The organism is Pseudonocardia sp. NPDC046786, from assembly GCF_040645415.1.
GTDB classification, from domain to species: domain Bacteria; phylum Actinomycetota; class Actinomycetes; order Mycobacteriales; family Pseudonocardiaceae; genus Pseudonocardia; species Pseudonocardia kongjuensis.
This window is the reverse complement of sequence record NZ_JBEYYF010000032.1, coordinates 1-22,215: the sequence shown is the minus strand read 5'-3', so window position 1 is coordinate 22,215 and position 22,215 is coordinate 1. Positions and strand designations below refer to the sequence as shown.

15 protein-coding genes are annotated in these 22,215 nt (G+C 74.6%); 8 read left to right on the top strand and 7 right to left on the bottom strand.

Annotated elements, in window-relative coordinates:
- Window positions 1-32 precede the first annotated feature (32 nt).
- On the top strand, window positions 33-1,253 hold the full coding sequence (locus ABZ881_RS27625; protein ID WP_358488609.1) for a glycoside hydrolase family 3 N-terminal domain-containing protein: 1,221 nt from the start codon (window positions 33-35) through the stop codon (window positions 1,251-1,253).
- Window positions 1,254-1,320: 67 nt separating this feature from the next.
- Here ABZ881_RS27625 and ABZ881_RS27620 read toward each other — a convergent pair whose 3' ends face one another.
- From ABZ881_RS27620 to ABZ881_RS27605, 4 genes are all read right to left on the bottom strand, one after another.
- Entirely contained in the window at window positions 1,321-2,088 is a 768-nt protein-coding gene (locus tag ABZ881_RS27620) for a beta-ketoacyl-ACP reductase (RefSeq protein WP_358488608.1), read from the bottom strand.
- Window positions 2,085-7,700 carry a biotin carboxylase N-terminal domain-containing protein gene (locus ABZ881_RS27615; protein ID WP_358488607.1) on the bottom strand — a complete coding sequence of 1,872 codons (5,616 nt, stop codon included), beginning with the start codon at window positions 7,698-7,700 and terminating at the stop codon, window positions 2,085-2,087. Before ABZ881_RS27615 ends, ABZ881_RS27620 begins: the two co-directional genes overlap by 4 nt.
- A gap of 110 nt (window positions 7,701-7,810) precedes the next feature.
- Complete coding sequence (locus tag ABZ881_RS27610; RefSeq protein WP_358488606.1) at window positions 7,811-9,772, bottom strand: 3-oxoacyl-[acyl-carrier-protein] synthase III C-terminal domain-containing protein; 1,962 nt, start codon at window positions 9,770-9,772, stop codon at window positions 7,811-7,813.
- A 478-nt stretch (window positions 9,773-10,250) separates the two neighbouring features.
- Complete coding sequence (locus tag ABZ881_RS27605; RefSeq protein WP_358488604.1) at window positions 10,251-11,786, bottom strand: MFS transporter; 1,536 nt, start codon at window positions 11,784-11,786, stop codon at window positions 10,251-10,253.
- A 149-nt stretch (window positions 11,787-11,935) separates the two neighbouring features.
- On the opposite strand from ABZ881_RS27605, the gene ABZ881_RS27600 reads away from it, so the two are divergent.
- On the top strand, window positions 11,936-12,385 hold the full coding sequence (locus ABZ881_RS27600) for a VOC family protein (RefSeq protein ID WP_358488603.1): 450 nt from the start codon (window positions 11,936-11,938) through the stop codon (window positions 12,383-12,385).
- Here ABZ881_RS27600 and ABZ881_RS27595 read toward each other — a convergent pair.
- Complete coding sequence (locus tag ABZ881_RS27595; protein WP_358488601.1) at window positions 12,343-13,482, bottom strand: citrate/2-methylcitrate synthase; 1,140 nt, start codon at window positions 13,480-13,482, stop codon at window positions 12,343-12,345. The genes ABZ881_RS27600 and ABZ881_RS27595 overlap by 43 nt on opposite strands.
- Window positions 13,483-13,551: 69 nt before the next feature.
- On the opposite strand from ABZ881_RS27595, the gene ABZ881_RS27590 reads away from it, so the two are divergent.
- Genes ABZ881_RS27590 through ABZ881_RS27575 form a run of 4 tightly spaced genes read left to right on the top strand, consistent with a single transcriptional unit; the run spans window position 13,552 to window position 16,747 of the window.
- A complete protein-coding gene (locus ABZ881_RS27590; protein WP_358488600.1) occupies window positions 13,552-14,775 on the top strand; it encodes a citrate synthase in 1,224 nt (407 codons plus the stop codon).
- Window positions 14,776-14,809: 34 nt separating this feature from the next.
- The gene (locus tag ABZ881_RS27585; RefSeq protein WP_358488599.1) at window positions 14,810-15,220 is read left to right on the top strand and encodes a TIGR03618 family F420-dependent PPOX class oxidoreductase; all 411 of its coding nucleotides are present in this window, start codon (window positions 14,810-14,812) and stop codon (window positions 15,218-15,220) included.
- Window positions 15,221-15,254: 34 nt separating this feature from the next.
- A complete protein-coding gene (locus ABZ881_RS27580; protein ID WP_358488598.1) occupies window positions 15,255-16,055 on the top strand; it encodes an MBL fold metallo-hydrolase in 801 nt (266 codons plus the stop codon).
- On the top strand, window positions 16,052-16,747 hold the full coding sequence (locus ABZ881_RS27575) for a DedA family protein (protein WP_358488597.1): 696 nt from the start codon (window positions 16,052-16,054) through the stop codon (window positions 16,745-16,747). The genes ABZ881_RS27580 and ABZ881_RS27575 overlap by 4 nt, the downstream gene beginning before the upstream one ends.
- Window positions 16,748-16,833: 86 nt before the next feature.
- On the opposite strand, the gene ABZ881_RS27570 is transcribed toward ABZ881_RS27575, so the two are convergent.
- Complete coding sequence (locus ABZ881_RS27570) at window positions 16,834-18,297, bottom strand: trypsin-like peptidase domain-containing protein (RefSeq protein ID WP_358488596.1); 1,464 nt, start codon at window positions 18,295-18,297, stop codon at window positions 16,834-16,836.
- Between the two features lie 107 nt (window positions 18,298-18,404).
- The gene (locus tag ABZ881_RS27565) at window positions 18,405-19,583 is read right to left on the bottom strand and encodes a thiolase family protein (protein ID WP_358488594.1); all 1,179 of its coding nucleotides are present in this window, start codon (window positions 19,581-19,583) and stop codon (window positions 18,405-18,407) included.
- 304 nt (window positions 19,584-19,887) lie between these two features.
- Between ABZ881_RS27565 and ABZ881_RS27560 the strand changes: the two genes are divergently transcribed.
- A complete protein-coding gene (locus tag ABZ881_RS27560) occupies window positions 19,888-21,216 on the top strand; it encodes a TMEM165/GDT1 family protein (RefSeq protein ID WP_358488593.1) in 1,329 nt (442 codons plus the stop codon).
- An 86-nt stretch (window positions 21,217-21,302) separates the two neighbouring features.
- Complete coding sequence (locus tag ABZ881_RS27555) at window positions 21,303-22,124, top strand: NAD(P)H-binding protein (protein WP_358488592.1); 822 nt, start codon at window positions 21,303-21,305, stop codon at window positions 22,122-22,124.
- The last annotated feature ends 91 nt before the right edge of the window (window positions 22,125-22,215 follow it).

Genomic DNA, 22,215 nt, shown 5'->3' with positions numbered 1-22,215 from the left:
GGTGGCGCCGCGGAGCTGTCACGATGGTGGTGATGCGAGGACGACAGCACCCGGTCACCGGGACCCGGCGGCGCCGCGGCGCAGGTGTGCTCACGGCCGCCGTCGTCGGTGCACTGGTCGCCGGCACCGTGGCCGTGACGGCGCCCGCGCTGACCGCGCACGACGGCGGCACCGGGGGAGACCCGGCCGACCCGGACGCGGCACCACAGGCCGTGCCCGCGAGTACCGAGCAGGTCGTCGACACCTGCGCGCCGATGGTGGCGCAGCTGTCGCCGCGGGACCGTCTCGCGCAGCGCCTGATGGTCGGGGTGGACGCCGCCGACCCCGAGGGTGCCGCCGCGATCGTGCGGCAGTCCCAGGTCGGCGGGGTGTTCCTGGGCGGAAATGCCACCGCACTGCTGCAGCAGGGCCGGATGCAGGCGTTGCAGGAGGCGTCCCGCACCCCGCTCGCGGTCGCCGTCGACGAGGAGGGCGGCCGGGTCCAGCGGATCGACGAGCTCGACGGCGACATCCCCAGCGCCCGGCAGATGGCCGCGTCGAACACCCCGGAGGAGGTCGGAGCGATCGCCCGTCAGCGGGCCGAGCAGCTGAAGGCACGCGGGGTCACCTGGAACCTGGCGCCGACGGTCGACGTGTCCGACCAGCCGCGCACGGCCGTCGTCGGCGACCGCGCGTTCTCCGACGACCCCGACACCGTGACCCGCTACGCGCGGGCCTGGGCCGAGGGGCAGCAGGCGGGCGGCGTGTACGGCGTCCTCAAACACTTCCCCGGGCACGGCCACAGCTCCGGCGACTCGCACGAGGGCTCGGTGAGCACCCCGCCGCTGGCCGAGCTGCAGCGCACCGACCTGCGCCCGTACGAGGCGCTGGTCGGCCCCGGGAAGCCGCTCGACGGCCGGGTCGGGGTGATGCTCGGCCACCTCGACGTGCCAGGGCTCACCACCGACGTCCCGACGAGTGTGGAGCCCGCCGCCTACCGGCTGCTGCGCGAGCAGTACCGCTTCGACGGCGTCGTCATGACCGACGACCTGGGTGCGATGAAGGCGATCACCGACCGGTTCGGGCTCGCCGAGTCGACCACCAGGGCACTGGCGGCAGGCGCCGACATCGCGCTGTTCTCGAATGTCACGGACGTCGGCCCGCTGCTCGACGCCGCCGAGCGGGGCCTCGCCGACGGCCGGATCACCGCCGAGGCGAACGACGCCGCCGTCGCCAGGGTGCTGGAGTCGAAGGGACTCTGCAGCCGGGGCTGACGGACCGCCCCGCACACGGCTGCGGCCCCGCATCCCGGGAGGGCCGCGGGCCGCAGCGGGCGGGGGATCAGGACGCCATGTCCAGCCCACCGTTGACGCTGATCACCGAGCCGGTGACGTACCCGGCGCGGTCGTCGACCAGGAACTGGACGGCGCGGGCGATCTCGTCCGCCTGCCCGAGCCTCCCGACCGGCACCTTCGCGAGGATCTTCTCCAGGGCCTTCTCCGGCACCGCGGCCACCATCTCGGTCTCGATGAAGCCGGGCGCGACGCAGTTGACGGTGATGCCCTTGCGCGCCACCTCCTGGGCCAGCGACTTGGAGAAGCCGATCAGGCCGGCCTTCGACGAGGCGTAGTTGGCCTGGCCGATCGAGCCGGTCTGACCGATCACCGACGAGATGTTGACGATCCGGCCGAACTCGTTGCCGCTCATGTGCTCCAGCACGGCCTTGGTCATGTAGAACGCGCCGGACAGGTTGATCCGCAGCACCGCGTGCCAGTCGTCGACGGTGAGCTTGCGGACGGTCTTGTCGACCGTGATGCCGGCGTTGTTGACCAGGTAGTCGACCCGGCCCTTCTGCTCCAGCACCTCGGCGACGACGCGCGAGCAGTCGTCCGGCTCGCCGACGTTGCCCTGGTGCACCGAGACCGACGCGCCCTCGGCGCCCAGCTTCTCCCGCAGCTCCTCGGCGGCCTTGGAGTTCGACGAGTAGCCGGCGGCGACGTGCACGCCCTGCCGGGCCAGCGCGGTGGTGATGGCGGCGCCGATGCCGCGGGCACCGCCGGTGACGATGGCGACGCGCTGGTCCGGGTGGGTGTCGGTGATGGCGGTCATGCCGTTCCTCCTGTGGTGCCGCTCGTGGCGGCGTCGAGAGTGCGCTTCATGCCCCGCTGCACGGCGTCGGCCAGGTAGGGACGCAGCTGGTCCGGGGTGACGATCCGGTGCACCGAGCCGACGCTCTGCGCCCGCTCGATGGAGTGCTTCGTGTCGAACTCGTCCGCGACCTGGCCGAGCTTCTCGGAGCGGACGTCCGGCCGGAGCGTGGCGAGCTCGCCGCGCAGCCGGGCCGCCTCGGCCTCGTCGCCGGCCCCGGTCGCCTCGGCGATCCGGGCCTCCAGGCCGGTGATCCGCTCGTCCTTCGCGGTCCGGTCGTTGACCTCGCTCGCGAAGACGACGGCGGCCGCGGGCGCGCCGCCCAGCACGGAGGCGTACGAGCCGGTGATCGCGGCGACCTCCATGTTGTCGTTCAGCGTCCCGGAGAACACGACGAACGCGCCGCCGTGGTAGCGGGACACCACGCAGAAGACGATGGGACCGTCGAAGTTGACGATGGCCCGGCCGATCTCCGCGCCGTTCTCCAGCTGCAACCCGCGCAGCGACTCCGGTGAGCCGTCGAACCCGGACAGGTTCGCCAGCACCACCAGCGGACGGTTGCCGGACGCCGCGTTGATCGCCCGCGCGCACTTGCGGGACGACCGCGGGAACAGCGTGCCGGCCGTGAACTGGGACGGGCCGTCCACCGGGCTCGGGCCGCGCCGCGGCAGCGGCCGCGACTCGATGCCGATCATGGCGACCGGCTGGCCGCCCAGGTGCCCGTCGAGTACGACGACCGACTCGGCGTCGTGCATGTCCACCCACCGCTCGGAGGTGGGGTGGTCGGAGTCGGCGACGCCGCGCAGCACCGACCGGATGTCGAACGGCTTCTTGCGCTCCCGGTTCGTCTCCGGCGCCCAGATCTCGCCGAGCGTGCTGAACTCGCAGTTCGGCCCCGCGTGCGGGGCGGTCGTGACGTCCCGGGACACCGGGTCGGTGGTCGGCGCGGGCCGCGGGAACCGCTCGCCGGGCAGTGTCCAGGTGTGCGCGTAGTGCGTGAGCAGCACGCCGACCGCGCCGGACAGGTCCGGCGCCCAGTACTGCGCCTGGCCGTTCGGGCCCATGATCCGGTCGTAGCCGCCGATGCCGAAATTGTCCTCGGCGGAGACGCCGCCGGAGAAGTCCAGCGAGTGCTTTCCGGTCAGTACCATGGCCGAGTCCGGCGTCATCACCAGGATGCCCTTGGTGTGCATCAGCATCGTGGCCTCGGCGTTCCAGTAGGGCTGGGCGCCCACGTTGATGCCGGTGACGACGACGTTCAGCTCCCCGCCGTCCTGGGTGAACTCGATGATCCCGCGCAGCACCCGGGAGATCCAGTCCATGTTCTCGGTGCCGGAGTCCATCGCGATCTTCGCGCCGGCCGAGACGGCGAACCACTCGACGGGCACGTCCAGCTCGCGGGCCAGCTCGATCGCGGCGAGCACCCGGCGGCACTCCGGCTCGGCGATCGCGCCGAGCGCGCGGGTCGGGTCGCCGAGCAGCACCACCCGGCGCATGCCCTCCGGGTAGCGCAGGGTCGGCACGGTGACGACGCCGAGCACCAGATTGGCGGTGTTGCCGCCGGGGGCGCGATCGACCGGGTGCGGGCTGCCCGCCTCGTCCAGGTCGTACTCCTGCCAGGAGCCCGGACCGGCGTCGATCGGGGCGGTCAGCAGCGGGACGATCTCGTACGGGTAGACGGCGCCGCGGCGGCGCGCCTTGAGCACCTTCTGGTCGTAGGAGTCGAGCTCGCGCATCGGCTCGGTCGGCGGCTGGTCCAGCCGCACGGTGAGCCCGGCGCCGGGCGGGCGGGACATCCGCAGCAGCATCGACCGCGGGCCGCCCTGGCCGCCGGTGACCGCCGCGTCACCGCTGCGGAACTCGACGAGGACCTGCTCCAGGCCCAGGTTCGCGGTGCGCGGGGCGAGCCGGCGGACGACCGAGTCCAGCTCGGCCAGCGGCACGTCGACCTCCGGCCAGACGTAGAGCTGGATCCGGTTCCAGGAGGTGCGGGCGAGCGTGCGGTCCCCGGCGCGCGCGCTGCGCAGCGAGTTGATGCAGGCGTCGAGCGCCCGCTCGAGCTGCGGCAGCGACCGGATCCGGCCGGTCTCGTCGTCGCGCAGCACGGTGAGCTCGCGGACGTCGGCCATCGCGACCAGCCGGTCGTCGGCGGTGACGTTGCGGCCGACCGCGCGGAACAGGTGCACGTCGGTGGCCGCGGGCAGCCGGGTCAGCTCGAAGTCGCGGAAGCGCCACAGCCGCAGCCGGTCGGCCACCAGCGGGTGCATGCCGCGCAGCGTGCGGTCCTCGACGAGCTCGCCGTCGCCGTCCGGGCGGAAGGTGAACCAGGTGGGCGGCTCGGCGGCGTCACCGGTGCCGGCGCCCGGGTTCGGCCGCACCGCGACCGCGACCCGGTGCAGCGCCGCGGGGACCCGGCCCAGCGCGGCCCGGACCCGCTCCGCGCGGGCGTCCGGGTCGCCGCCGTCGTCGGCCTTGGTGGAGGTGACGTAGAGATCGACCAGCGCGGTCCGGCCGCTGTCCAGCTCGCGGACCCGGCGGCGCAGCTCCTCGGCGGTCGCCAGCGCGCCCTGCGGGTCGTTGTTGTCGATCACCGTGGCGAACAGCGTGCGGTCGTTGCCGAGATGCTGGTAGCGCGCGGTCAGCAGCGGCCGGCCGGCGTGCTCGGCGAGCTCGAGCTCGCGCAGCGGCCGGACCCGGTAGTAGCGCCGCGTCATGACCTCCAGCAGCACCGCGTCGTGCCGGTCGCCGAACACGCCGAGGATCGGCTCGGAGGAGCCGACCAGCGCGTCGATCCGGCGGTTGCGGTCGGCGGTGTCCGGGTCGGCGGCCAGCACGTCCAGGCTCTCCCGGACCTCGCTCAGCACCCGGCTGCGCTCCGCGGCGACCACCGGCGCGTCGAACGCCCGGTAGCGGACCAGCCGGGCGGTGTCGCCGACGACCGGATGCCGCAGCTGGGTGGCGACGACGACCTCGTCGAGCGTTCGCAGGTACTCCTCGCGGGCCGACGCGGACAGCCCGGCGACCGACTCCGGGTGCTGCAGCCGCCAGTTCAGCAGGTTCAGCACGACCGGGACCTGCTGCGGGGCGCGGCGGTGGGCCAGGAACATCCGGTAGAGCGCGGGCCCGAGGTCCGGTCCGGCCGCGATGTCGGTGACGCCGTAGTGCGCCAACGCCCGGCGCAGCTTGGCCTGGAACGACTCCGGCAGCCCCTCGTCGTCGGGATTGCGGCTGCGCAGGTAGGCGTAGAGGTACTCCTGCGGGTTCCGCTCGGTCTCGCCGGTCTCGTCGTCGGTCTCGGAGCGGTTCCGGGACAGCGCGCAGAGGTCGGCGAAGATCCGCAGCACGGTCGTCTCCCCGGCCAGCACCGCCGGGTCGTCGGCCGGGAGGCCCGCCCGGGCGGCGGCGAGCCTGCGCAGCTGCGGCCGGGCCTGGCCCTCGTCGACGTCGAAGCCGAGCACCTGGAACCGGAGCGCGGACAGCGCGTCCGCGGCGGTCCCGGCCGGGTCGCCGGTGTCCCCGGCGGCGCCGAACGCGGACAGTTCCACCCGGTCCCCGGCCGCGGCGACCGCGCCGGCGCCGGCATCGGCCAGCGGCTCCAGCCGGACCAGCTTCGTGCCGCCGTCGACCTGGGTGTTGGCCGGGACGAGTAGCTCGGCGACGGTCCCGTCGAACGGGGCCCGCAGCGAGGTCTCCAGCTTCATCGACTCGACGATGGCGAGCGTGTCGCCCTCGGCGACGGTGTCGCCGGCGGAGACCGGCAGCGCCACCACCATCGCCGGGGCCGGGGCGCGGACGATGCCCGCCTCGCCGCCGGAGATGCGGTGCACGGCGCCGTCGACCTCGACCAGGTAGTCGGACTCCTGGGCGACCGACAGCACGGTCCAGCTCTGCTCATCGACGGTGAGCCGGCGCTCGTAGGCGCCGTTGCGCTCGACGTCGACGTCGACGCTGACACCGTCGAGCTCGACCCGGTAGCGCCCGGCCCGGGTGCGGGCCACCTTCAGCTTGTAGGACTGACCGGCCGCGGTGACGTCGGTCTGGTGCCAGGTCTCGTACCCGACCTCCGGCCGGCCGGCCTCGGCGGACCGGAGCAGCCGGTCCTGCTGGCGGGCGACGTGCCCGTCGTGCGACTGGACGGCGGTGGCCAGCAGCGCCACGTCGAGCCGGCGCGGCGGGGTGTAGCCGGCCGCCATCATGGTGTCCAGCCAGGTCGTCTCGACCTCGCCGGAGCGCAGCTCGTCGCGGTCGAGCAGGTCGAGCAGGAACGCCTTGTTGGTGGAGCCGCCGTCGATCACCGTGGCGGTCTGGCGCAGCGCCCGGGACAGCCGGGCCCGGGCCTCGTCGCGGTCCCGGCCCCAGGCGATCACCTTGGCGATCATGGAGTCGAACTGCGGCGGGATGACGTCGCCCGCGGCGACGCCGGTGTCCACCCGGATGCCCGGTCCGCTCGGCAGGGCGAGGTGCTCGATCCGGCCCGGGGCCGGCGCGAACTCGCGCTCCGGGTCCTCCGCGGTGAGCCGGGCCTCGATCGCCCAGCCCTGCGCGGCGGGCGCCTCGCGTGCGACCTCCGCCAGGGTGCCGCCACCGGCGATGTGCAGCTGGAGCTTCACGATGTCGACCCCGGTGCACGCCTCGGTGACCGGGTGCTCGACCTGCAGCCGGGTGTTGACCTCGAGGAACGAGAGCAGCTTCTCCGCGGGCTGGTACAGGAACTCGACGGTGCCCGCGTTGACGTAGCCCGCGGCCCGGGCCAGGTCGGCGGCGGCGTCGCGGAGCAGCCGCTCCTGCTCGGCGTCGAGCGCGGTGGAGGCGGACTCCTCGATCACCTTCTGGTTGCGCCGCTGCACCGAGCAGTCGCGCACGCCCAGCGTCCACACGTCACCGGTGGCGTCGGCGACGACCTGCACCTCGACGTGCCGGCCGCCGGCCACCGCCCGCTCCATGAACACGGTCGCGTCGCCCGCGGTGCGCGCCGCCTCGGACGCCGCCCGCTCGAACGCCTCGTCGAGCTGCTCCGGCCCCGCCACGAACCGGATGCCGCGGCCGCCGCCGCCCGCGGTCGCCTTCACCATCAGCGGGTAGCCGATGCCCTCGGCCGCCTTGCGCGCCGCGTCCGCGTCCGCGACCGGCCCGCCGGACCACGGCGCCATCGGCACGCCCACCGACTCGGCCAGCTGCTTCGACGCGATCTTGTCCCCGAGCCGGCGCATGACGTCCGCCGACGGGCCGACGAAGGTGATCCCGAGCCGCTCGCACAGCTCGGCGAAGTCGGCCTTCTCCGAGACGAAGCCCCAGCCCGGCCAGACCGCGTCGGCCCGGGACGCGCGTAGCGCGCGCTCCAGCTCGTCGTGGTCGAGGTAGGGGCTCGCGCCCATGTGGTCCGGGTCGTCCGGTCCGATCAGGACGGCCTCGTCGGCCTCCCGGACGTACATCGCGCGGCGGTCGACCGCGGTGTACAGGGCGATGGTGCGCAGGCGCCGGTCGGGCGCGTTCTGGGCGTTCCACTCCCGGACGGCGTTGATCAGTCGCATGGCGGGTTCGCCGCGGTTGACGATGGCGATGCGCGAGAACATGGCGGGTTTCACTGCTCCTGACGTGGGCGCTGCTGCGGCGGCGGTGACGGCGGGTCGGCGGGACGGGCGGGGATCGCCCGCACCGTCCTACCGGTAGGGACCCATCCTCGTCACTCGCCGAACGCGATGCGAACGTCGTCGGACGTCGGGGCCGTCGTGGCCGCCGTGCCGGTCGGCTGCCCCGGCGCGCCTGCCGGGTCGAGGAACACCTCGGGCGCCATCACGGCCGGGTCCACCTCCAGCACGGCGTAGCCGCCGACGGCGCCGGCGCCGAAGCCGGGCGCGAAGACCCGGGTGCGGCCGGCCACCACACCGTCGGCGACGGCGTCGAACATGGCGATCGGGATGGACGCCGCCGAGACGTTGCCCATCGACTCGATGTTGAAGTACAGCTGCTCGGCCGAGAGCCCGGCCTTGGCCGCGAGCTGCAGGATCATCGTCTTGTTGGCCTGGTGCGGGACGATCAGGTCGATCGCGTCGAGCATCGACCCGGTCCCGTCCGGGCCGCTCTCGGCGGACAGCTCGGAGATCATCTGCGCCAGGTAGCGGGAGACCAGCGCCTTGACCTCCGGCCCGTAGACGGTGATGTCGTTGTCGAACTCCGGGTTCGGCCAGATGATCGAGTTGACCTCGGAGGCCGGGCCGGACGCGTAGGTCTGCAGCAGGTCGATGTCGCCCGGCTCGCCGTCCGGCGCGGGGGCGACTACCATCGCGGCCGCCCCGTCGCCGAAGATCATCCGGGAGGTGCGGACGTTGCCGATCTTGTCGGAGAACTTCTCGACGCAGACCAGCAGCACCGGCCGCTGCACCTCCTGCAGCTGGCGGACGGCCTCGGACAGGCCGTAGGGCAGCCCGGCGCAGGCGGCGATGATGTCGGCCGAGCAGTGCGTCTGGAGCAGGCCCAGCTCGCCGGACAGCCAGGTCGACAGCGACGGGATCAACCGCTCGCTGGTGCAGGTCGCGACCAGCACCGCGCCGATCTCCTCGCGCCGGCGGCCGGAGTGCTCCAGCGCGCGCACGGCCGCCGACCAGGCCAGGTCCTCGATGTCGAGCTCGGTGTAGCGGCGCTGGTCGATGCCGGTCTTGGCGGAGATCTCGTCGGCGCTCATCGGTGACCAGGAGAACGCGGTGTTGCGCACGACGTCGGTGTTGGAGCAGACGTGCTCACCCCGGACGACGGCCAGCGCCTCCACCCTGGGCTGCACCCGGAACGCCTCGCGGACCCGGACCGGGGGCAGCGGGGACTCCGGTGTCACCGGCTCGGAGCGGGTGGCGATCCGGCCGCGGCGGACCGGGCGGGCGCCGGTGGCCCGGTCCAGGAACGCCTCGACGTCGCGGTTGCGCGGATGGAACGCGATGACGTGGTCGTCGTCGCCGATCTCGTCGGCGGTGCGCAGCTCGGTGGCGGCGCGGTCCCACGGGTACTGGTTGTGCAGCACCATCGCCCACCGGGTCAGCGCCTCGAGCTCGGGCACCTCGGCGTGCGCGTCGAGGATCTGGTTGAACGAGAAGACCGGGTAGTCCGGGTCGTGCCGCGGCACGACGAAGGTCATCGCGCCCGGGGTGGCGAGGAACTGCTCGACGGTCGGCTTCACCGCGGGCAGCTCGGTGGCGTGGTGGCGGCGGTGGCCGAACACGTCGAAGAGCAGATCGAAGATGCCGCGCTCGGTCTCGTCGTCCCAGGTGGCCGGCAGCGTCTCGAACGCCTCGCGGACCGCGCGGACCTTCTTGTCACCGTCCTCCCACGGGGTGAGCACCGGGAGGAAGACGTCGGCCCGGTGTCGCGGCAGGTCCCGCCAGCGGGTCGGCCGCTTCTCGAACATCGTCATGGAGAACCGGTTGACCCAGAACAGGTTCTGGCTCATGTCCCGGAGCAGCCCGAAGCGGCTCTCGTAGGAGCCCGCGGTGATGCGCTCCAGGATCTCGGTCCCGGTGGGGGCCTTGGCCTCGAAATCGCGGCCGACGATTGCCGTGAATTGGTCGAGATCGTCGATGACCGAGAAATCGAGCTCGGCCAGAAAATTGGCGGGAAAGACCAGACGGTCGTGGTTGTTGACCACGAACGGCTTCATGGGCGACCTCCTGGAGCAGCGCCGGCCGGGCGGGAATCACCAGGCTGGACGCGTGCACTAGCCAGGCGATGGGATCGGATGCGGTGCGTGCAACGGTATCGGCGGACGGTCACGATCGGAATGTGATCCAAGCCCTGGAGTGTGCGCGCTCACGGATAATCGGTCAACTCGGACGGTTACCGGGGAGAATGTTACCGAGTAGTTCTACCGGCAAGTTTTGGATGCATTTCCGGTGAAACGGCAGGTGGGCGGCGGGTGGGTGTCCACAATGGAGGTCCACCGAAGGTCGCCGGGCACCCTCCGCGCACGCACCGGCACGCAGTGCCGGGGAGCGGCGGGAGTGTGCACCGCCACGATGTGGCATCACCCGGGCAGTGGGCCATCCGGTGGGTCCGTTCGGTGGAACGGGGCCGGGGAGATCGGAGTCCCTGATGGACGGTCGGCGGGGATCCGGCTGCCCCGCGGGCCCGGCCGGCCGTCAGTGCCGGCACGCCTCCGGCGTCGTGGCCGCGGCGCGGGTCCCGTACTCCGGCCCGCGGTCCGGCCCGCGGTCCGGCCCGCGGTCCGGCCCGCGGTCCGGCGCTGCCGGCCGCTCCGGGGCGGGCGCGGGCGTGACGGCGACGAGCAGCGTCGCGAGCAGCCCGGCCGCACCGGCCCCGGCGAACGCGATCGTGTAGGCGATGCCGGCCGGCAGGATCCCGTCGTCGAGCACGAACGCCGTCGTCACCGCGGCCACGAAGGCGGTGCAGGCGCTGGTGCCCAGCTGCCGGGCCAGCGTGTTGAGGCTGTTGGCCGCGGCGGTCTCCGAATCCGGCACCGCCCGCATGATCAGCAGCGGGATGGCGGAGTAGGCGAGCGCGGCGCCGATCGCGGTGAGCGTCGCGACCAGCATCAGCAGCCAGATGGTCCCCGGCAGGGTCGCGAACGCCAGGTTCCCGGCTCCGAGCACCAGCGTGCCGAGCACCAGCGTGGTCCGCGGCCCGCGGGCCCGGGACAGCCGCGCCGACGCCGAGGAGAACAGCACCATCGAGCCGCCCATCGGCAGCAGCACCAGGCCGGCGACGAGCAGCGACTGGCCGAAGCCGTAGCCGGTGGCGACCGGTGCCTGCAGCAGCTGGGTGGTCAGCACGAACCCGGCGAACATGGAGAAGCCGACGAGCACCGTCGCCGTGTTGGTCAGCAGTACCGCGGGCCGGGCGGACACCCGCAGGTCGACCAGCGGCGTGCGCGTCCGCAGCTCGTACCGGCCGATCACCGGCGCGAGCACCAGCGCGGCGACGAACAGCCCGATCACCTGCGGCGATGTCCAGCCCCACTCGTTGCCCTTGGAGACCGCGAGCAGCAGGGAGACCAGCAGCGCGCCGATCCCGACGGCGCCGACGGCGTCGAACCGGCCGCCGGTCCGCAGGCCCGACTCGGCCACCAGCCTGCGCACCAGCACGATCTGTACGAGCGCGAGGACCGCCGCGCCGGCGAACAGCCAGCGCCAGCTGGTGAACTGGGCGACCACGCCGGTGATCGGCAGGCCGATCGCGCCGCCGAAGCCGAGTGAGGACGACATCAGCCCCACCCCGGAGCCGACCCGCTCCGGCGGGAGGATGTCGCGCATCAGGCTCATGCCCAGCGCGATCACCCCGAACGCGGTGCCCTGCAGCACCCGGGCGACGAGCAGCAGCTCGATGCCCGGGGCCAGCGCCCCGACCACCGATCCGACCCCGACCAGGACGAGCGCGACCAGCAGCATCCGGCGCTTTCCGAACATGTCGCCGAGCCTGCCGAGCACCGGCGCCGACACCGCGCCCGCCACCAGGTTCGCGGTGATCAGCCAGGACGCCGTCGACGGGGTCACCGACAGCAGCTCCGGGAACCGGGGGAGCAGCGGGACCACCATCGTCTGCAGCAGCGACACCAGCAGGCCGCAGGAGGCGAGCACGGCGATCGCCACCGCCGGGCGGGCGCCCGGGCCGGTGCGTGCGTCCAGGTCCTGAGCGGGGCGGGTTCGGGCCCGGAACACGCGACCTCCGTGGCGGCGAGAAGTGGTGGTGCCCGATCAGATGAGCACGCCACCGTGTCCCGCAGCAACCGAAAGTTTGCATTGCCACCGATCTCACCCGCGTCTCGCCCGTGTCACGGCCGCGTTCCGGACCGCTACCGTGCGGCCTCGTGGAGATCCTCGCCAGCCGCGCCATCCTCCGTCCCGCCGATCCCGCGACGGCCGTCGCCTTCTATCGCGACACCCTGGGCCTGGCGATCTCCCGGGAGTTCCCCGGCGGGACCGTCTTCTTCCTGGGCAGCGGGTTCCTGGAGGTGTCGGCGTCGCCGTCCGGGGCGCCGGACGGCGACCCGGGGACCGATCCGGGTGGGCTGCGGCTGTGGCTGCAGGTCCGCGATCTGGTGGCCACCCACGCCGAGCTGGCGGCCGCGGGCGTCGCCGTGCTGCGCGAGCCGAAGCAGGAGCCGTGGGGCCTGCACGAGATGTGGGTCGCCGACCCGGACGGCACCCGGATCGTGTTCGTCGAGGTGCCGCCCGAGCACCCGATCCGCCGCGACACCCGTGGCGACCGGGCCGGTCAGACGGCCGGGACCGGCTCCGGCGCCGGCGGTCCGGCGTAGGTCGCGGACGGCCGGATCAGCCGACGCTCGGCGGCCTGTTCCAGGACGTGCGCGCACCAGCCGACGATCCGGCTGGTCGCGAAGGTCGGGGTGAACATCCGCCGCGGGATCCCGCAGCCCGCCATCACCACCCCGGCCTGGAACTCGACGTTCGCGTGCAGCGGCCGGTCCGGGCGCAGCCGGGCCAGGGTGTCGGTGATCCGCCGCTCGGCGTCGGCGGCGCGTTCGGGCAGCGGCCCGCCGAGCCGGGCCGCGACGTCGCGCAGCAGCGCCGCGCGCGGGTCCGGGCCGCGGTACACGGCGTGCCCGAACCCCATGATCCGTTCGCCGGCGGCCAGCCGGTCGGCGACCCAGCGCTCGGGTGATCCGCCGGCGTCGCGGTCGATCAGGTCCAGCGACTCCAGCGCCCGGTCCGGTGCCCCGCCGTGCAGCGGTCCGGCGAACGCGCCGATCGCGGCGACCACGCAGGACGCGACGTCGGCGCCGGTCGAGGCGACCACCCGGGCGGTGAACGTCGACGCGTTGAACCCGTGGTCCACGGTGCTCACCAGGTAGGCGTCGACGGCCCGGACGTGCTCCGGGGCCGGTTCGGCACCGGACAGCATCCACAGCCAGTTCGCGGCCGGGCCGAGATCGGCGCGCGGCGGCACCGGTTCCCGCCCCTCGCCGAGCCGGTACAGCGCGGCCAGCACGGTCGGCGTCGCGGCGCACACGGTGAGCACGTCCTCGGCGCCGCGCTCCGGGCCGGTGTCCCACAGCGGGCGCAGCCCGTGCAGCGGGCCGAGCACCGACAGTGCGGTGCGCAGCCCCGCCGCGAGATCGGTGCCGCAGGCGTCGGCGATCGAGGGCAGCAGCGCCTGCAGCGCGTCCGGCAGTGCGCGCCGGGCGGCGATGCGCGCGTCGAACCGGGCCCGCTCGCCGAGGTCCGGGAGCCTGCCCTCGGCGAGCAGGAACCAGACGTCGGTGAACGTGCGGCTGCGGGCGAGCTCGACGGCCGAGTACTGCCGGTAGTGGTAGAAGCCCTCGTCCCCGCGGACGTCGCCGATGCTCGTGCTGGTGACGGCGACCCCGCGCAGGCCCGGGTCGGTGATGGTCATGCGGCGCACGGTCCGCCCCACCTGGACCGATGTCAATATTGATCGAATCAATGTTGATAGCGTCAATCCGTGGACTTCCTGACGGTCGAGGAGACCGCCCAGCGGCTCGGGGTGAAGCGCGACACGGTGTACGCATACGCCAGCCGCGGGCTGCTGACCAGCGTCCGGGGCGCCCGGCGGCGGGGCAGCCGGTTCGCCAGGGCCGAGGTGGAGGCGCTCGCCGCGCGCGGCCGGGAGGCGGGCGAACCGTCCGGCGTGGTCGAGCGGATCCGGACCGGGATCACCCTGGTGGCCGACGGCGGCCCGTGGTTCCGGGGCGTCCCGGCCGCTGGGCTGGCCGCCCGCGCGGACCTGGCGGAGGTCGCCGCGCTGCTGTGGGACGTGCCCGGCCCGGTCCGGTTCGACGCCGATCCGGAGCTGCTCGCGGTGGCCGGTGCGGCACTCGCCGCGCTGCCGGCGCGGGCGCGCAGCACCGACCGGTTCCGGGTCGCGGTGGCCGCGGCCGCCGCCGCCGATCCGCTGCGTGCCGACGTGCGCCCGGCCGCGGTGACCCGGACGGCGGCGACGTTGCTGGGGACGGTGGTCGCCGCGCTGGGCGGGGCCGCGTCCCCGGCTGCACCGGCGGGCCCGCCCGGGCCCGATCCGGCGGTACCGCTGTGGCCCGCACTCGCCCGGGACCCGGCCGCCGATCCCGGCACCGGCCCGGACCACCTCCGGGCCGCCCTGGTGCTGCTCGCCGACCACGGTCTCGCCGCGTCCACGGTCGCCGCCCGGGTCGCCGCGAGCACCCTCGCCGACGTGCACGCCGTCGTCTCGGCCGGGCTCGGGGCGCTCGACGGCCCCCGGCACGGCCTCGCCGGGACGCTCGCCCACCGCTTCCTCGCCGAGGCGCTCGACGATCCGCCCGCCGCGCTGGCCGCCCGGCTGCGGGCGGGGGAGCGGGTCCCCGGGTTCGGGCACTCCGTGTACCGGGGCGCCGATCCCCGGGCCGTCGCGTTGCTCGACCGGCTGCGCACCGATCCGCGGGCGGACCGGGTGCTGGCCTGCGTCGACGCGCTCACCGACGGGATGGCCCGCGGCGACGGCCCGGCACCGAACGTCGATCTCGCGCTGGCTGCGCTGATGCACACCCACGACCTGCGGCCGGACGCCGGTGAGCTGGTGTTCGCCACCGCCCGCACCGTCGGCTGGGTGGCGCACGCCCTGGAGGAGTACGCGGAGCCGGGCCCACGGTTCCGGCCGCTCGGCGTCTACACCGGGCCCCGCCCGCAGACCCCGCAGCGCCCCGGGTGAGCAGAGCAAGGGACGGTTGGCGAGGATGTCGGTCGTGACCCGACGCCGCTCCCTCGCCGACGGCGTCTCCGACACGTTCCTGCAGCTGTGGTCGGAGCGCCGCCCGTGCATCCTCGTCACCACCCGGCGCGACGGCACCCCGCACGCCGTCCCGGTCGGGGTGACCGTCGACGCCGAGGAGCGGCTCGCCCGGGTGATCTGCCGCGGCGGGTCGCAGAAGGCCCGCAACGTCGCCGCGGCGGGTCCCGGTGGCGCCCGGGTCGCGGTCTCCCTCGTCGAGGGCCGCACCTGGTCGACGCTGGAGGGCGTCGCCGTCGTCCGGGACGACCCGGAGGCCGTGCGGGACGCCGAGCGCCGCTACGCCGCCCAGTACAAGGAGCCCCGGCCGAACCCGGAGCGGGTGGTGCTGGAGATCGCCGTCGACCGGGTTCTCGGCAACGCCTGACCGCGCACGCCCGGACACGGGGATACTCGGCACCGTGGACCTGCCGGAGACGACCTTCCTCGGCCACAGCACGCTGCGGCTGCGGATGGGTGGACGCACTGTCCTGACCGATCCGCTGCTGACCGCGGCGGTGGGCCCGCTGCGCCGGATGGTGCCCGCGGTGCACCCGGCCGCGCTCGCCGACGTCGACCTGGTCCTGATCTCGCACCTGCACGCCGACCACCTGCACCTGCGGTCGCTGCGGCTGCTGCCCCGCGGCGCCGAGGTGGTCGTCCCGGCCGGGGCGGCCGGCTGGGTGCGCCGGCGCGGCGTGGCCCGGGTGTCCGGGCTCGCCGTCGGCGAGACCAGGACCTTCGGCGGCCTGCGGGTCACCGGCACCCCGGCCGACCACTCCGGGCACCGCTGGGGCCCGCGGCTCACGCACGGCCCGCAGGCCGACGCGATGGGTCACCTGCTGGAGGCCGACGGGCTGCGGGTCTACGCGGCGGGCGACACCGGGCTCTTCCCCGGGCTCGACGACGTCGCCGCGCAGGGCCCGATCGATCTCGCGGCGCTGCCGGTGTGGGGCTGGGGGCCGAGCCTCGGGCCCGGGCACCTCGACCCGTCGGGCGCGGCCGAGGCGGTCCGCCGGCTCGCCCCGAAGGTCACCCTGCCGGTGCACTGGGGGACGCTCGCCGTGACCGGCCTCTGCTCGGTGCCCGGCCGGATCAGCGGCCGGATGCGCGAGCTGCTGGTGCACCCGCCGCACGAGTTCGCCGCCGCCGTCACCGCGGCCGGACTGCCCACCCGGCCGCTGGTGGTCGAGCCGGGCGCCCGGGGCGGGGCGACGGTGTGAGCGTGCTGCTGGCCGCGCTCGCGACCGCACCGCTCCCGGCCGAGGAGTGGATCGAGGCCGAGCTGACCCCGGACGCCGGCCGGATCGCCTATCTCGTCGTCGGCGGCGGGGTGCTGTTCGGCTCGATCCTGCCGGTCGTGCCGACCGGCGCGATCGTCGGCGCGGCCGCCGCGACGGCGATGACCACCGACGCGCTGTCCCTGCCGCTGGTGCTCGGGCTGGCCTTCGTCGCCGCGCTGGCCGGGGACGTGGTGACCTTCGCCGTCGCCCGCCGGGGCAGCGTCCCGGTGCTCGACGCGGTCGCCGGCGGCCGGTTCGGCGGGGAACGCACCGGGGCGCGGGTGGTCCGGATGCGGGACGCCTTCGCCGAACGCGGCTGGCTGCTGGTGCTGGTCGGCCGGGTCGCCCCCGCCGGACGGGTGCCGACCCTGATCGCCGCCGCCGCGTCCGGGATGGCCTGGGCGAAGCTGCTGCCCGCGGTCGCCGGTGGCGCCCTGCTGTGGACGCTGCTCTACGGCGTGCTCGGCGTGCTGACCGGCAATCTCACCGACTCGCCGCTGGTGGCCGCCGGGCTGGCGGTGGGGCTGGTGGCCGTGGTCGGGACGGTGTCGGCGGTCGTGGGGCGGCTGCGCGCCCGGCGCCGCGACCGTTGTGCCCGGGAGTCGGGGGACCGGGCCGACGCTCCGCGGTGACGGCCGGGAGGCCGGGGCCCGGGACGGGCGAGGACCGGCCGGGCGCGACGGGAGGGATGTGCCGCGCCCGGCCGGAGCGGGTGGGGTCAGTTGCCGTCGCCGAACGGGCTGAACCCGAAGGGCAGCTCGCCGCCCGATCCGTCCGGTGTGCTGCCGTTCTGTGCGTTCGCCGCCGCAGGGGTGTCCTCGACGGTGCCGAGGGTGACCGGGACCTGGCGGGCGTCGTTCCCGGTGCCGACGGTCAGCGTGACCTGCTGGCCCGGGGCGAAGTTGCCGATCCGGGCGATCAGGTCGGCGAAGCTCGACACCGGGTACTCGTCGACCTCGGTCACCACGTCGCCCTCGCGCAGGCCGGCCTGTGCGGCGGCCGACCCGGGCTGGACGGCGGCGATCTCCGCGCCGGCGCCGGTGGTCGCGGCCCGCGAGGCCGCCACCGATCCCTGCACGCCGAGCTGCGGCTTCGTGGCGACGCCGTCGGACATGATCTCCTGGGCGACTCGCTTCGCAGTGTCCACCGGGATCGCGAAGCCCAGCCCGATCGAGCCCTGGCTCTGCCCGGTGGTGGCGATCGCCGAGTTGATCCCGACGACCTGGCCGGCCAGGTTCACCAGCGGGCCGCCGGAGTTGCCCTGGTTGATCGGGGCGTCGGTCTGCAGCCCGTTGTAGACGACCGGGGCCTCGCCGTCGCCGCCCGCGGCGACCGTCCGGTTCAGCGCGCTCACGATGCCTGCGGTGACGGTGCCGGACAGGCCCTGCGGCGATCCGGTCGCGACGACCTGCTCGCCGACCTGGACGCCCGACGACTCGCCGAGCGTCGCCGCGGTCAGCCCGGACGCGCCCTGCAGCCGGATGACCGCGAGATCGTAGCTGGGGGAGGTGCCGACGACGGTCGCCTCGTGCCGGGTGCCGTCGGACAGGGTCACCGTGATCTGGCCGCCCTGGGCCGCGCCGGACACCACGTGGTTGTTGGTGAGCACCTCGCCGTCGGCGGTCAGGATGACGCCGGACCCCTCGGACACGCCCTGCGCGGTGCGGACCTGGATGTCCACCGTGCTCGGGGTGATGGCGGCGGCGGCCCCGGCGATCGAGCCGTCCGCGGCGCGGGCCGGGGTGCCCGGGTCGGCCGCGCTGGCCAGCGTCGGCTGCCCGGAGCCGGACGAGCCGAGCACCGCGTACGCGCCGCCGAAGCCGACCCCGCCGCCGACCAGGCCGGCCGCCAGAGCGAGCGCGACCACGCTGGCACCGAGCCGCTTCGGCGGCTTCGGGGGGTGGCCGCCGTTCGGCGGTGGGAACGGCGGGTACACCGAGGTGGGTGGGCTCCCCGCACCGTGCGCGGGCACGCCCGGCCGGGGGCCGGCTGCCGCCCACTCGGGGGACGGGCTCCGCTGCTCGGTGTCGCTCATCTCGGGTGCCTCCTCTGCGCGGGTGTCGTCGGCGTCGCCGGTGCGCGCGTCGCCGGAACGTCGGCCGGGCCGGGCCGGCCCCGGGCCGCCGTCGGCGGCGGCGCGTCCGTCGGAGCTCCCGCTCGGACCCGGTCCCTGCTCGGTCATGTCAGTACTGTGCGGCCCGACCCTGAGACGAGCCTGTGATCGCGCTGGGAATCGCTGCGGCGTTCGGTGTGATGTCGCGGTAGGCCGCCGCGATCAGGTGCCGCCGGTCACCCGGAGCCCTCGACGAGCTCGACGATCGTGGCGTTCGCGGTGCCGCCGCCCTCGCACATCGTCTGCAGCCCGTAGCGGATGCCGCGGTCGCGCATGTGGTGCACGAGCCGGGTGAGCAGCACGGTGCCGGAGGCGCCCAGCGGGTGCCCGACGGCGATCGCCCCGCCCAGCGGGTTGAGCCGGGCCGGATCGGCGCCGAACTCGGCCTGCCACGCCAGCGGGACGGGCGCGAACGCCTCGTTCACCTCGAAGGCGCCGATGTCGGCGACGCCGAGCCCTGCCCGGCCCAGCACCTTGCGGGTCGCCGGGATCGGCCCGGTCAGCATCCGCAGCGGGTCGGCGCCGGACACCGCGCCCGAGTGGTAGCGCACGATCGGCGTGAGGCCCAGCTCGCGGGCCCGCTGCGGGGTGGTGACCAGCACCGCGGACGCGCCGTCGGAGATCTGCGAGCTGTTCCCGGCGTGGATCACGCCGTCCGCGGCGAACGACGGCGTCAGCCCGGCGAGGGTGCCTGCGGTGGTGCCGCGGCGCAGCCCCTCGTCGGCGTCGAAGCCGGGGGCGCCGGGGACCGCGGCCAGCTGCCGGTCGAACGCGCCGGAGTCGATCGCGGCGGCGGCGAGCTCGTGCGAGCGGGCCGCGTACTCGTCGAGCTCGGTGCGCGAGAGCTTCCAGTCGCGGGCGATCCGCTCGGCGCCGACACCCTGGTTGAAGTCGGCGTTCGGGAACTCGCCGGAGGTCAGGTCGGCCCGGTAGCGCTCGCGGACCAGCGGCCCGTACGGGCGGCCCAGGTCGCGTCCGGCGCCGAGCGGCACCCGGGTCATCGACTCGACGCCCCCGGCGACGACGACGTCGTACTGCCCGGCGAGCACCATCCCGGCAGCGAAGTCGAACGCCGACTGGCTCGACCCGCAGGCCCGGTTGAGCGTGACGCCGGGCACCGTCTCCGGCCAGCCGGCGGCGAGCAGCGCGTACCGGCCGATCTGCGCCGCCTGGTCGCCGACCTGGTTCACACAGCCCCACACCACGTCGTCGACGACGCCGGGATCGATCCCGGTCCGCTGCGCCAGCGCGTCGAGCACGGCCGCCGACAGGTCCACCGGGTGCACCTCGGCCAGCGATCCGTTCCGCTTCCCGATCGGCGTGCGGACGGCCTCGCAGACGACGGCCTCGGGCATGGCGGGTCCTCCTCGGTCACCGGCGACGCGGGTTCGTTCGCGACGCTAAGCCATCCGGGCCGGTCCGTGTGAGAGGGCGGTCACAGGACCGGGGGTCGAGCGGATCTGGATCGGTGCGGTAACGTCCGCCGGGTACGCGAAGGGGAGTAGCTCCCAACGCTGCGCTCGACATACTGGGCGCGCCCTCGGTGGCGGCCCCGGGTGCGGCGGCCTGACCACCACCAGGCGAGCGAGACCTTCGATCCGGCAGTGCCGGATCGAGGATCCCCACTACCTCGATCCGGCGCGAGATCGAGGGATGGACATGGACGGTTTCCTGGTCGCGTTCGCGGTCGGTTTCGGTGTCATCTTCGTGGCCGAGCTCGGCGACAAGTCGCAGCTCATGGCCCTCACGTTCGCGACCCGCTTCAAGGCGATCCCGGTGCTCATCGGGATCACGATCGCCACCTCGGTGACCCACCTGGTCTCGGTGGCCGTCGGCGTCGGCCTGGGCGCGTCGCTCCCGACCGGCTGGATCTCACTGGTCGCGGCGGTCGCCTTCATCGGCTTCGGCGCGTGGACCCTGCGCGGGGACTCGCTCACCGACGACGAGGAACGCAAGGCCAAGCGGGCCGGCGGCTCGGCGGTGGTCGCCGCGTCGGTCGCGTTCTTCCTGGCCGAGCTGGGCGACAAGACCATGCTGGCCACCATCACGCTGGCCACCCAGTACAACTGGTTCGGCGTCTGGCTGGGCTCCACGCTGGGCATGGTCGCCGCCGACGCGATGGCGATCGTGGTCGGCCGCAAGCTCGGCCAGCGGCTGCCGGAGCGGGTCATCTCGATCGGCGCCGCGCTGATGTTCTTCGTCTTCGGTACCTGGCTGTTCGTCGAGGCGGTGCCCGAGGTGTGGGGGCCGGACGCCTGGTCGGACGCCGCGGCGCTGATCGACGACCGGGTCGCCGGCTGGGCCGCGGTCCTGCTCGGCGTGCTCGGGGTCGGGATCACCGTCTGGCTCCGGGGCCGTGCGCACCGGGCCCGCGGCGAGCGCCGGCTGGAGGTCGTCCGCACCCCGGGCAGCCCGGCCTGGTGGGCCCGGCTGCTGCTGCTCGTCGCCGCGCTGCTCGGCTTCGGTGCCCCGCTGCTGGTCGCGCTCGGCGTGCTGGAGCCGATCGCGGTGCTGGCCCGGCCGGGTGTCGCCGTCGTCGGGGCCGGGCTGCTGCTGCTCGGGTTCGCGGTGGTCGCGATCGCGACACTGCAGCTCGGCACGGTGTGGCGGCGGTCGGCGACGGAGGCGGGTGCGGCGGCGGCCGGCGGCACCGATCCCGGCTCTGCTGCCGCCGCCGCTGCACGCCGGCCGGTCCTCGCGACCGGCGGTCTGCACAGCCGGGTGCGCAATCCCGCGCTGACCGGCCTGATCGTGGGCTGCGCCGGGATGCTGTTCATCTCGCCGACGCTGCTCGGCGTGCTGGCCGGGGTGCTGATCCTGGTCGCGGTGCAGATCCAGGCCCGCGCGGTGTACGAGCCGGGACTGGGCAGCGCGCTGGGCGCGGAGTACGACGCCTACCGCAGCCGTACCGGCCGCTTCCTGCCCCGGTTGCGCGGGCGCGAGGAGCCGGATGCGGAGCACGACCCGGATCGCAGCCGGACGCACTGAGCCCGTCGATCGTGAGCCGCAGATTCACTCGGTACACCGTACGTAAATGACGGTACGGTGTACCGGGTGAAGCGAAGGGGGCTGTCATGACCATCCTGGTGACCGGCGCGACGGGGAACATCGGACGTCTCGTCGTCGACCATCTGCTGGCGCGCGGCGCCGGTCCGGTGCGGGCGCTGACCGTCGATCCGGTGCGCGCCGCGCTGCCGGACGGCGTGCAGGTCGTCCGCGGGTCGGTCCGGCAGCCGTCGACGCTGGACGGCGTGTTCGACGGCGTCCGCGCCATGTACCTGGCCCCGGTGGAGGAAACGGCCGCCGAGGTGGTCGACCGGGCCACGGCGGCGGGCGTCGAGCACGTGGTGGACCTGTCCGGGGAGCCGGAGAGCTGGTGGGGATCGGTCACCGGCGCGGTGGAGGCGGGCGCCCGGGAGTGGACGCACCTGTGGCCTGCCGACTTCGTGGAGAACGTGCGTGTCTGGTACCCGCAGATCCGGGCGACCGGCGTCGTGCGGGAACCGTGGCCGAACCTGGCGAGCACGCCGACCGCGATGACCGACATCGCCGAGGTGGCGGCCGTCGCGCTCACCGAGGACGGCTATGCAGGTCGCGCGCTCACCCTCACCGGGCCGGAACGGGTGAGCCGGGTGCAGGCGGTGGCCGCACTCGCCGCGGCCACCGGCGTCCCGATCGCGTTCGAGCAGGTGAGCGAGGAGGCGGCGGTCGCGGCGCTGGAGCCCTCGGCCGGCCGGGAGACCGCCGAGTTCCTGGTGCACACCATCCTCGGGCTCCTGCGGGACGTCGAACCGGCCCCCAGCGGCGTCGTCGAGGAGGTCACCGGCCGCCCCGGCACCACGGTGGCGGCCTGGGCCCAGGCGCACGCGGACCAGGTCCGGGCCGCCATCAGCTGATCACGCGTTGTGGAGCGTGGCGCCCACCTGGCGGGCGCCACCCGACCCAACCCGTGTAAAACGGGGCCAGGTCGGGGACCGGCAGGCGTGC

Coding starts and splice junctions, on each gene's coding strand:
- ABZ881_RS27570 (WP_358488596.1), bottom strand. CDS start 18,297: ATGACCGAGCAGGGACCGGGTCCGAGCGGGAGCTCCGACGGACGCGCC.
- ABZ881_RS27620 (WP_358488608.1), bottom strand. CDS start 2,088: ATGACCGCCATCACCGACACCCACCCGGACCAGCGCGTCGCCATCGTC.
- ABZ881_RS27555 (WP_358488592.1), top strand. CDS start 21,303: ATGACCATCCTGGTGACCGGCGCGACGGGGAACATCGGACGTCTCGTC.
- ABZ881_RS27625 (WP_358488609.1), top strand. CDS start 33: ATGCGAGGACGACAGCACCCGGTCACCGGGACCCGGCGGCGCCGCGGC.
- ABZ881_RS27560 (WP_358488593.1), top strand. CDS start 19,888: ATGGACGGTTTCCTGGTCGCGTTCGCGGTCGGTTTCGGTGTCATCTTC.
- ABZ881_RS27615 (WP_358488607.1), bottom strand. CDS start 7,700: ATGTTCTCGCGCATCGCCATCGTCAACCGCGGCGAACCCGCCATGCGA.
- ABZ881_RS27610 (WP_358488606.1), bottom strand. CDS start 9,772: ATGAAGCCGTTCGTGGTCAACAACCACGACCGTCTGGTCTTTCCCGCC.
- ABZ881_RS27565 (WP_358488594.1), bottom strand. CDS start 19,583: ATGCCCGAGGCCGTCGTCTGCGAGGCCGTCCGCACGCCGATCGGGAAG.
- ABZ881_RS27595 (WP_358488601.1), bottom strand. CDS start 13,482: ATGACCATCACCGACCCGGGCCTGCGCGGGGTCGCCGTCACCAGCACG.